This is a genomic window from Streptomyces sp. NPDC045431 (assembly GCF_040646655.1).
Classification (GTDB): domain Bacteria; phylum Actinomycetota; class Actinomycetes; order Streptomycetales; family Streptomycetaceae; genus Streptomyces.
Window position 1 is genome coordinate 564444 of record NZ_JBEZAQ010000003.1, and the last position, 9825, is coordinate 574268.

7 protein-coding genes are annotated in these 9825 nt (G+C 72.3%); 4 read left to right on the plus strand and 3 right to left on the minus strand.

Annotation, left to right across the window (positions count from 1 at the left end; all coding sequences use genetic code 11):
• Positions 1-133: 133 nt before the first annotated feature.
• Positions 134-1495, minus strand: a complete 1362-nt coding sequence (locus AB0A69_RS11150; protein WP_361418373.1) for an APC family permease — start codon at positions 1493-1495, stop codon at positions 134-136.
• 28 nt (positions 1496-1523) lie between these two features.
• Positions 1524-2972, minus strand: a complete 1449-nt coding sequence (locus AB0A69_RS11155) for a diaminopimelate decarboxylase (protein ID WP_361418376.1) — start codon at positions 2970-2972, stop codon at positions 1524-1526.
• Between the two features lie 149 nt (positions 2973-3121).
• On the opposite strand from AB0A69_RS11155, the gene hutU reads away from it, so the two are divergent.
• The 4 genes from hutU to hutI all read left to right on the plus strand — a co-directional run bounded on the left by hutU (position 3122) and on the right by hutI (position 8656).
• The gene (gene hutU / locus AB0A69_RS11160) at positions 3122-4786 is read left to right on the plus strand and encodes a urocanate hydratase (protein ID WP_361418379.1); all 1665 of its coding nucleotides are present in this window, start codon (positions 3122-3124) and stop codon (positions 4784-4786) included.
• 20 nt (positions 4787-4806) lie between these two features.
• Complete coding sequence (locus AB0A69_RS11165; RefSeq protein ID WP_361418474.1) at positions 4807-5997, plus strand: allantoate amidohydrolase; 1191 nt, start codon at positions 4807-4809, stop codon at positions 5995-5997.
• Positions 5988-7328 (plus strand): formimidoylglutamate deiminase, encoded by a 1341-nt coding sequence (locus AB0A69_RS11170; protein ID WP_361418382.1) that lies wholly within the window; start codon positions 5988-5990, stop codon positions 7326-7328. Before AB0A69_RS11165 ends, AB0A69_RS11170 begins: the two co-directional genes overlap by 10 nt.
• 80 nt (positions 7329-7408) lie before the next feature.
• Positions 7409-8656, plus strand: a complete 1248-nt coding sequence (gene hutI, locus AB0A69_RS11175) for an imidazolonepropionase (protein ID WP_361418384.1) — start codon at positions 7409-7411, stop codon at positions 8654-8656.
• A gap of 205 nt (positions 8657-8861) precedes the next feature.
• Here hutI and AB0A69_RS11180 read toward each other — a convergent pair whose 3' ends face one another.
• Positions 8862-9395 (minus strand): hypothetical protein, encoded by a 534-nt coding sequence (locus tag AB0A69_RS11180; RefSeq protein WP_361418386.1) that lies wholly within the window; start codon positions 9393-9395, stop codon positions 8862-8864.
• Between the last annotated feature and the right edge of the window lie 430 nt (positions 9396-9825).

The window sequence follows — 9825 nt, forward strand, 5'->3', positions numbered from 1 at the left end:
TGCGTGGACACGGCAGTGACGGCGACGTTACGCAACGTTCGCCCGCTCGGAGGGAGTTCTGGCATTTTCCAACGGAACATGCGCCCCGGGCGGTACGGTTCGCCTCACACGTCGGACCCGCGCCCCCCGGGCCTCACCCCTCGCCGCGTACGCGCAGCACCAGCTTGTTGACCGCCCACAGTGCGATGCCGATCGCCAGCAGCACGCCCGCCCGGACGTACACGTCCGCCTCCCGGTCCGCGAGCGGGCTCGCCAGGATCAGGGACGTGAGCGCCCCGAGGACCGGCAGCGCCGTCGGCGTACGGAAGTGCGCGTGTCCGACGCGGTCGCGGCGCAGCACGAGCACCGCGATGTTGACCACCGCGAAGACGCACAGCAGCAGGAACGCGGTGGTGTCGCCGAGCCCCTCGATCTCGCCCGTCGAGACGAGGCCGATGGCCAGGAGCGCGACGAAGACGATGCCGACGACCGGCGTGCGCCGCACCGCGAGCACGCGGCCCATGGCGCGCGGCAGGATCCGCTCGTTGGCCATGCCGTAGCAGAGCCGCGAGGCCATCATGATGTTGATCAGCGCCGAGTTGGTGACGGCGAACAGCGCGATCAGCGCGAACGCCTTGGGCGGGAAGTCCAGCCCGCCCGCCTTGACCACCTCCAGCAGCGGTCCGCTGGACTTCTCCAGCGTGCGGTGGTCGACGAGGAGCGAGGAGACCAACGCCACCAGGACGTAAATGGTGCCGGTGACGGCGACGCCGGTGAAGATCGCCCGGGGGAAGGTGCGGACCGGGTCGCGGGTCTCCTCGGCCATGTTGACCGAGTCCTCGAAGCCGACGAAGGCGAAGAAGCCCAGCGCGGTCGCGCCGAGGACGCCGGTGAGCAGCGCGTACCCCGTGCCGGTCGCCGTGAGGTCGCCGAGGCGCGACGGCTCGCCCTCGCCCGTCAGGACCGCCCACGCGCCGATGGTGAGGATGACGAGCAGGCCCGTCAGTTCGACGACGGTGAGGACGACGTTCGTCTTCACCGACTCCGACACGCCCCGCAGGTTGAGCGCCGCGAGGGCGAGGATGAACAGGATCGCGATCAGCGTCGGCGGGACCACGCCCCCGGTGAACTCGGCGAGGTAGTCCCCGCTGAAGGCCCGCGCGGCGGCGCTCGCGGACGAGAGCCCCGAGCACATCACCATGAAGGCGACGATGAAGGTCAGGAAGGGGACCTTGAACGCCTTCTGGGTGTAGAGGGCCGCTCCCGCCGCCTTCGGGTACTTGCCGACGAGTTCGACGTACGACGCCGCCGTCAGGATCGCGACGACGAAGCCGATGGCGAACGGCAGCCAGAGCGCGCCGCCGATCTTGCCGGCGACCTTGCCGGTGGTGGCGTAGATACCGGTGCCCAGGATGTCGCCGATGACGAAGAGGATGAGCAGCTTCGGCCCGATGGCCCGCTTGAGCGCGGTGTCATCTCCGGGGCCCTGCTCCTGCTCGGGTACGTGCGTGGCCATGGGGAGGTTGTGCCCCGGAGACACGGCGTCAGTCGGACGCTGATGCGTCTGGGCGCACCGGCGCGACCGGGCGCACCGGCGCGTCCGGGGACACCAGCGCGTCCGGGTGACCGCCGCCCGCCTCGGCGACGATCTCGGCGACGCTCTGCGGCGGCCGCACGGTGGCGAAGCGGACCGTCCCGTCGTCGCCCGCGGCGTAGCCGTACACGCCGGGGCGGGGCAGGGAGTTGTACGCGTAGTGGTGCGCGAAGTAGTACGCCCCGGTGTCCAGCGCCGCCACCACGTCGCCCGGTTCGAGGAGTGGCAGCGGGCGCGCGACGGCGAGGAGGTCGCCCGCGAAGCAGGCGGGGCCCGCCACGTCCTGGTCGACGGCCGGGCCGTCCTCCTTGGGCAGCCCCTGCGCGTCGTACGCGGCGATCCTCAGCGGCCAGGAGGCGGGGTCGTAGACGGTACGGGTGGCGACCTGGACGCCCGCGTGGGTGACGGCGATGGGCCGGGAGCCGGACGTCTTGGTGTACTCGACGCGGGCGAGGACCGTGCCGTGCTTGGCCAGCAGCGACCGGCCGAACTCGGTCACCAGGCCGTAGCGCCCGTCGAACAGCCCGGGCACCTCGGTGGCGAGGAGGCGGGCGTACGCGGCGTACGTCGGGGTCTCCTCGTCGGAGGCGAAGTTCACCGGGAGGCCGCCGCCGATGTCGAGGGTGTCGACCTGGCGGCGCCCGGCGGCTGCGTTGATCTCCTCGGCGAGTTCGTACGCCGCGCGGACACCGGTGACGAGGAGCGACAGCGGCAGGCCCTGGGAGCCGGAGTGGGTGTGCAGCCGGGTGAGCCGGGGGCGGTCGAGGTACGCCTGGACGACGCGGGCGCGGGCGCCCTCGTCGCGCAGCGCCACGCCGAACTTGGAGGTGGCGGTGGCGGTGGACAGGGCGTCGATGGTGCCGCCGCCGATCTGCGGGTTCACGCGCAGCCCGAGGGGCGAGGCGCTCGGCGCCTGCGCGAGCAGGGCGTCGATACGGGCGAGCTCCTGCGGGTTGTCGGCGTTGACGGCGATTCCGAGGGCGAGGGCCTCGCGCAGCTCGGCGGGCGTCTTGGCCGGCGAGTCGAGGACGATCCGGGCCGGGTCGACCCCCGCGGCGCGGGCCAGGGCCAGCTCGCCGGGGCTCGCGACCTCGGCGCCGAGCCCCGCCTCGTACAGCAGGCGCAGAACGGGGACGAGCGGGCAGGCCTTGACGGCGAAGGCGTGCAGCACGGGCGCGTCGGTGACGGCGGCGAAGGCAGCGCGCAGGGCGGCGGCGGAGGCGCGGACGCCGTCGGTGTCGAGGAGCGCGACGACGGGCTCGGTCTCGGTGAGGAGGCCCTGGTCGACCGCGGCTCGCACGGCCTGATCGCGGGTTGCCCGCACGGCCTGGTCGCGTGGGGCTGGTGCGACCTGCTCGCGGGGTGCTCGTACGGCTTGATCGCGACGGTTCGAAGCCATGTGCTCCAGCCAATCACCCGGCGTGCGCGACCGCAGCCGTTGACTACTTCTATTCAGCAGGTCAGTATGTGAATAACTGATTCTGCAACACGTCCCACACGTCTTCGTTCCCACACGTCTTCGTGCAGTCGTTTCGAGGAGGCACCCCCATGTCAGGACCCCGCCCCGTACGGGCCCCGCGCGGTACGGAACTGAGCGCCCTGGGATGGCAGCAGGAAGCCGCCCTGCGGATGCTGCAGAACAACCTCGACCCCGAGGTCGCCGAGCACCCCGACAAGCTCGTCGTCTACGGCGGCACCGGCAAGGCCGCGCGCGACTGGCGTTCGTTCGACGCCATGGTCCGTACGCTGCGGACCCTGAAGCAGGACGAGACGATGCTCGTCCAGTCCGGCCGCCCGGTCGGCGTCATGCAGACGCACGAGTGGGCGCCGCGCGTCCTCATCGCCAACTCCAACCTGGTGGGCGACTGGGCGAACTGGGAGGAGTTCCGGCGCCTGGAGCAGCTCGGCCTGACCATGTACGGGCAGATGACCGCCGGTTCGTGGATCTACATCGGCACCCAGGGCATCCTCCAGGGCACGTACGAGACGTTCGCCGCCGTCGCCGCGAAGAAGTTCGGCGGCACCCTGGCCGGGACCATCACCCTGACGGCCGGTCTCGGCGGCATGGGCGGCGCCCAGCCGCTCGCCGTGACGATGAACGACGGCGTCGCGATCTGCATCGACTGCGACCCGCGCGCCATCGAGCGCCGCATCGAGCACCGCTACCTCGACGTGAAGGCCGACTCCCTCGACCACGCCCTCGCCCTCGCCACCGAGGCCCGCGACGCCCGCAAGCCGCTCTCCATCGGCGTCCTCGGCAACGCCGCCGAGCTCGTCCCGCAGCTGCTCGCCATGGGCGCGCCCATCGACATCGTCACCGACCAGACCTCGGCCCACGACCCGCTCGCCTACCTGCCGGTCGGCGTCACCTTCGAGGACATGGCGTCGTACGCCGCCGAGAAGCCCGCCGACTTCACCCAGCGGGCCCGCGAATCGATGGCCCGGCACGTGGAGGCCATGGTCGGCTTCATGGACGCGGGCGCCGAGGTCTTCGACTACGGCAACTCCATCCGCGGCGAGGCGCAGCTCGCCGGCTACGACCGGGCCTTCGCCTTCCCCGGCTTCGTGCCCGCCTACATCCGGCCCCTCTTCTGCGAGGGCAAGGGACCCTTCCGCTGGGCCGCCCTGTCCGGCGACCCCAAGGACATCGCCGCCACCGACCGCGCGATCCTCGACCTGTTCCCCGAGAACGAGTCCCTCGCCCGGTGGATCAAGATGGCCGGCGAGCGCGTCCACTTCCAGGGCCTGCCCGCCCGCATCTGCTGGCTCGGCTACGGCGAGCGCGACCGCGCGGGCGAGCGCTTCAACGACATGGTGGCGAGCGGCGAGCTCTCCGCGCCGGTCGTCATCGGCCGCGACCACCTCGACTGCGGCTCCGTCGCCTCCCCGTACCGCGAGACCGAGGCCATGCTCGACGGCTCGGACGCCATCGCCGACTGGCCGCTCCTCAACGCCATGGTGAACGTCGCCTCCGGCGCCTCCTGGGTCTCCCTCCACCACGGCGGCGGCGTCGGCATGGGCCGCTCCCTCCACGCGGGCCAGGTCACGGTCGCCGACGGCACGCCGCTGGCGGGCGAGAAGATCCGCCGCGTCCTGACCAACGACCCGGGCATGGGTGTCATCCGGCACGTGGACGCCGGTTACGACATCGCCGAGACGGTCGCGGACGAGAAGGGTGTCCGGGTCCCGATGCGCGAGGGTGACGACGCGTGACGCTCCCGACCTTCCACGAGATGTGGCGGGACCTGCTGCCGGTGGGCCGGAACCCGGCCTCCGGCGGCTACCGCCGGTACGCCTGGACGGAGGCCGACCGCGACTGCCGCGCCTGGTTCCGGGCGCAGGCGGAGGCGCGCGGCCTCACGTACGAGACGGACCGCAACGGCAACCAGTGGTCCTGGCTCGGCGACCCCCTCGGCGAGGGCGCGATCGTCACCGGCTCGCACCTGGACTCCGTCCCGGACGGCGGCGCCTTCGACGGCCCGCTGGGCGTGGTGTCCTCCTTCGCCGCGCTGGACGAACTCCGCCGCAGGGGTGTGGAGTTCCACCGGCCGGTCGCCGTCACCAATTTCGGTGACGAGGAGGGCGCCCGCTTCGGCCTCGCCTGCGTCGGCTCCCGGCTGACCGCCGGGCAGCTGACCAAGGAGGCGGCGTACGCGCTGCGCGACGGCGACGGCGTCCCGCTGCCGCGGGCCATGGAGGAGGCCGGGTACGACCCGGAGGCCATCGGCCCGGACCCGGAGCGGCTCGCGCGCATCGGCGCGTTCGTCGAACTCCACGTCGAGCAGGGCCGGGCCCTGGACCTGTCCGGCGACCCGGTCGGCATCGCCTCCGCCATCTGGCCGCACGGCCGCTGGCGGTACGACTTCCACGGCGAGGCCAACCACGCCGGCACCACCCGGCTGGTCGACCGGCGCGACCCGATGCTGACGTACGCCGAGACCGTGCTCGCCGCCCGCCGCGAGGCGGAACTGGCGGGCGCGGTGGCCACCTTCGGCAAGATCGCCGTGGAGCCGAACGGCGTCAACGCCATCCCCTCGCTGGTACGCGGCTGGCTGGACTCGCGCGCGGCCGACCAGGAGACGCTGGACACCGTCGTGTCCGGCATCGAGCGGGCGGCGCGCGAGTACGCCGACCGGCACGGGATCGACCTCACGGTCGTGCGGGAGTCCTTCACGCCGGTCGTCGAGTTCGAGCACGCGCTGCGCGACGAGCTCGCCAAGATCCTCGGCGGCGGCATCCCGGTCCTCGGCACCGGCGCCGGGCATGACGCGGGCATCCTGTCGGCCTCCATCCCGACGGCCATGCTGTTCGTACGGAACCCCACGGGCGTCTCGCACTCCCCGGCGGAGTCCGCGACCGAGGACGACTGCGTGGCGGGCGTCCACGCCCTCGCCGACGTACTGGAAGGGCTGGCATGCGCGTGATCACGTACTGGCTGGAGCACGCCTGGCTGGACCCGGCGGTCGAGTCGGGCGTGGTCCTCGAAGCCGGTGCGGACGGCCGGATCGCCGCCGTCCGCACCGGCGTCGCCACCCCGCCGCCGGGCGCGACCGTCCTGCGGGGCCTGACGCTCCCGGGCCTCGCCAACGCGCACAGCCACGCCTTCCACCGGGCCCTGCGCGGCTCCGTACAGGTAGGCAGCGGCACCTTCTGGACCTGGCGCGAGGTCATGTACGGGGTCGCCCAGCGGCTCACCCCGGACACGTACCAGGCGCTCGCGCGGGCGACGTACGCCGAGATGGCGCTCGCCGGCATCACCGCCGTCGGAGAGTTCCACTACCTGCACCACGCGCCCGGCGGCGCCCCCTACGCCGATCCCAACGCCATGGGCGAGGCGCTCGTCGCGGCGGCCGGCGAGGCGGGCATCCGGATCACGCTGCTCGATACGGCGTATCTGTCGAGCGGCTTCGGCGAACCGCCCAACGACCACCAGCTGCGCTTCTCCGACGGCACCGCCGAGGCCTGGGCCGAGCGCGCCGCGCTGCTGAAGGAGCGGGAGCACGCCCGCGTGGGCGCCGCCATCCACTCCGTACGCGCCGTCCCCGCCGACCAGCTGTCCACGGTCGCCCAGTGGGCCGCCGAGCGCCGGGCGCCGCTGCACGTCCACCTCTCCGAGCAGACGGCGGAGAACGAGGCGTGCCTCGCGGCGCACGGCCGGACCCCCACCCGCCTGCTCGCCGATCACGGCGTGCTCGGCGCGCACACCACCGGCGTCCACAACACCCACCTCACCGACGAGGACATCGCCCTGCTCGGCGGCTCGGCCACCGGCACCTGCATGTGCCCGACGACCGAACGCGACCTGGCCGACGGCATCGGCCCCGCCGCCGCCCTCCAGAAGGCCGGCTCGCCCCTGTCGCTGGGCAGCGACAGCCACGCGGTGATCGACCTGCTGGAGGAGGCGCGCGCGATGGAGCTCGACGAGCGCCTGCGCACCCGCACGCGCGGCCACTGGACGGCCGCCGCGCTGCTGCGCGCCGCCACCGCCGACGGCCACGCGGCCCTCGGCTGGCCCGACGCGGGCCGCCTGGCGGCGGGCGCGCTCGCCGACTTCACGACGATCGCGCTCGACTCGGTCAGGACAGCGGGGCCGCCACCGCGTCTGGCAGCCGAGACGGCGGTATTCGCCGCGTCGGCAGCGGATGTGCGGCATACGGTCGTGGGAGGCCGCCACGTCGTGCGGGACGGCGCCCACGCCCGGGTCCCGGACGTCCCCCGGGCGCTGGCGGACGCGATCGCCGCACTGCGCGACTGACGCGACTGACGCGACCGGCACCACCCGCACCCGCGCCCGCACGACCGAAGCCCGCACGACCGAAGGAGGCATCCCTCACCATGAGCAGCGGTCCGGAGACCACGAACACCCCCGCGGCGACGCCCGCCCCCGCCACGACGAACAGCGCCGTCGCGGCGACGGCGACCGTCATCACCAACATCGCCAGCCTGGTCACCAACGACCCCTCCCTCGGTGACGGATCCCCCCTCGGCCTGATCCGGGACGCGGCCGTCGTCATCGACGGCGACCGCGTCTCCTGGATCGGTGAAGCCAGCAAAGCACCCGCCACTGACAATCGGGTCGACGCCGGCGGCCGGGCCGTCGTCCCCGGCTTCGTCGACTCCCACTCCCACCTGGTCTTCGCGGGCGACCGCACCGCCGAGTTCAACGCCCGCATGTCCGGGCAGCCGTACGCCGCCGGCGGCATCCGCACCACCGTCGCCGCCACCCGCGCCGCCACCGACGAGGCCCTCGAAGCCAACCTCACCCGCTATCTGCGCGAGGCCCTGCGCCAGGGCACGACCACCTTCGAGACCAAGTCCGGCTACGGGCTCACCGTCGACGACGAGGCCCGCGCCCTGCGCATCGCCGCCCGCCACACCGACGAGGTGACCTACCTCGGCGCGCACATCGTCTCCCCCGACTACGCCGACGACCCGGCCGGCTACGTCGACCTCGTCACCGGCCCGATGCTGGAGGCGTGCGCGCCGCACGCCCGCTGGATCGACGTCTTCTGCGAGAAGGGCGCCTTCGACGGCGACCAGGCCCGCGCCATCCTCACCGCCGGCAAGGCGCGCGGCCTGCACCCCCGCGTCCACGCCAACCAGCTGTCCTACGGCCCCGGCGTCCAGCTCGCCGTCGAACTCGACGCCGCCTCCGCCGACCACTGCACCCACCTCACCCAGGCCGACGTGGACGCCCTCGCGAGCGGCGGCACCGTCGCGACCCTGCTCCCCGGAGCCGAGTTCTCCACCCGCGCCGAGTGGCCGGACGCCCGCCGCCTCCTGGACGCGGGCGTGACCGTGGCCCTGTCCACGGACTGCAACCCCGGCTCCTCCTTCACCTCCTCCATGCCGTTCTGCATCGCCCTCGCCGTACGGGACATGGGCATGACGCCCGACGAGGCGCTCTGGTCCGCCACCGCCGGTGGGGCCGCCGCCCTGCGCCGCGAGGACATCGGCCGCCTCACCCCCGGCGCCCGCGCGGACCTGGTCCTCCTCGACGCCCCCTCCCACGTCCACCTGGCCTACCGCCCGGGCGTCCCGCTGGCCACGGCGGTCTGGCGCGGCGGCGAGCGAGTGTTGTAGCGCAGAGGGCGCGGCACACCCTGGAACCGCGGGAGACGCCCACCGCCTGCTTCAACGGAGAGCGAGCAGCATCACGTCGAGGCCTGGCCGTGGGGGTGGGCCCGGAACTCCCGGCCCGGCGGGCCGCTTCGGCCGGCGGGCTGTTCTTCGGCGGAGGCGCTCCGGCGCCGGCGCCCGGTCGGCCGGGCGCCGGCACGGGTGCTGGTCACTCCTCGATGCGGAAGTAGGCGAACTCGCGGAAGTTGGGCAGCACCGTGTTGAACAGCTGGAACCAGCCCTTGCCGTTGGAGGGGTAGGTGGCGTAGTTGTCGTGCCGGTCCGCGATCAGGAATCCACGGGACGAGGGGACCACCTTGAAGACGGTGGCGTTCTCGCGCGTGTCCAGCTTGATGCCGTTGCCCACGCCGTGCCAGTAGGTGTAGCCGCTCCAGTGACCGAAGGTGCTCTCGATGGTGTACCCGTCGCCCTGCTGACGGAAGATGACCTTGGTGCCCTTGCTGCCCCTGTCGTTGGTCAGCAGCGCGTAGTCCCAGTTGGCGTAGACCTCGATCGTGGCGCCTCGGTTGCTGACGTTCTCGATGAGGTGAACAGGGGTGTCCACCGGGACCGCGGCGGCCGCCCTCGCCGCCGCGACGGTCGGAGTGTTCGCCGGCTCGGCCTGGGCTCCGGGGACGGTGAGCGAGACGAGACCGACAGAGGCGAGAACAGCGGCGACCACAGTACGGCGAAAAGCGAACATGTTTTTCTCCTTCGATCACATCGACACTGGACCGAACGGGCCACGCCGCTCGCCGCGTCGCATCCCCGTCGATCACCATCTGTGTTCCGAGAAAGCGCCCCCATGCGACCGCTTCGGGCTAACCACCCGAACCAGCGATGCCGCGCTCCACGGGTGATCGTCACGCGTCACTTCATGACCAATGTGTAAGTAGCCCTGTCGTGGAGTGATTTGGCCCGGTACCGTCTCGTCCAGCAAGGCTCAGGGGGAGACCGGGGAACCGGGACCGGGGGGCGGAGTTGAGCGCTGCGCGTGAACAGGGCGTCCGCGTCCATGTCGTCGGGCCGGGGGAGCTGACGATAAAATTCAAAATGAAGACATAGTCTGAACCATTTTGCAAGAAATGGAAATAAAAAAATGATAACATATAGAACAGGCTAATTTGCGCAAG

Bases quoted from the DNA above. Each gene is read 5' to 3' on its own strand.
- AB0A69_RS11150 (WP_361418373.1), bottom strand. From the start codon at position 1,495: ATGGCCACGCACGTACCCGAGCAGGAGCAGGGCCCCGGAGATGACACC.
- AB0A69_RS11155 (WP_361418376.1), bottom strand. From the start codon at position 2,972: ATGGCTTCGAACCGTCGCGATCAAGCCGTACGAGCACCCCGCGAGCAG.
- hutU (WP_361418379.1), top strand. From the start codon at position 3,122: ATGTCAGGACCCCGCCCCGTACGGGCCCCGCGCGGTACGGAACTGAGC.
- AB0A69_RS11165 (WP_361418474.1), top strand. From the start codon at position 4,807: ATGTGGCGGGACCTGCTGCCGGTGGGCCGGAACCCGGCCTCCGGCGGC.
- AB0A69_RS11170 (WP_361418382.1), top strand. From the start codon at position 5,988: ATGCGCGTGATCACGTACTGGCTGGAGCACGCCTGGCTGGACCCGGCG.
- hutI (WP_361418384.1), top strand. From the start codon at position 7,409: ATGAGCAGCGGTCCGGAGACCACGAACACCCCCGCGGCGACGCCCGCC.
- AB0A69_RS11180 (WP_361418386.1), bottom strand. From the start codon at position 9,395: ATGTTCGCTTTTCGCCGTACTGTGGTCGCCGCTGTTCTCGCCTCTGTC.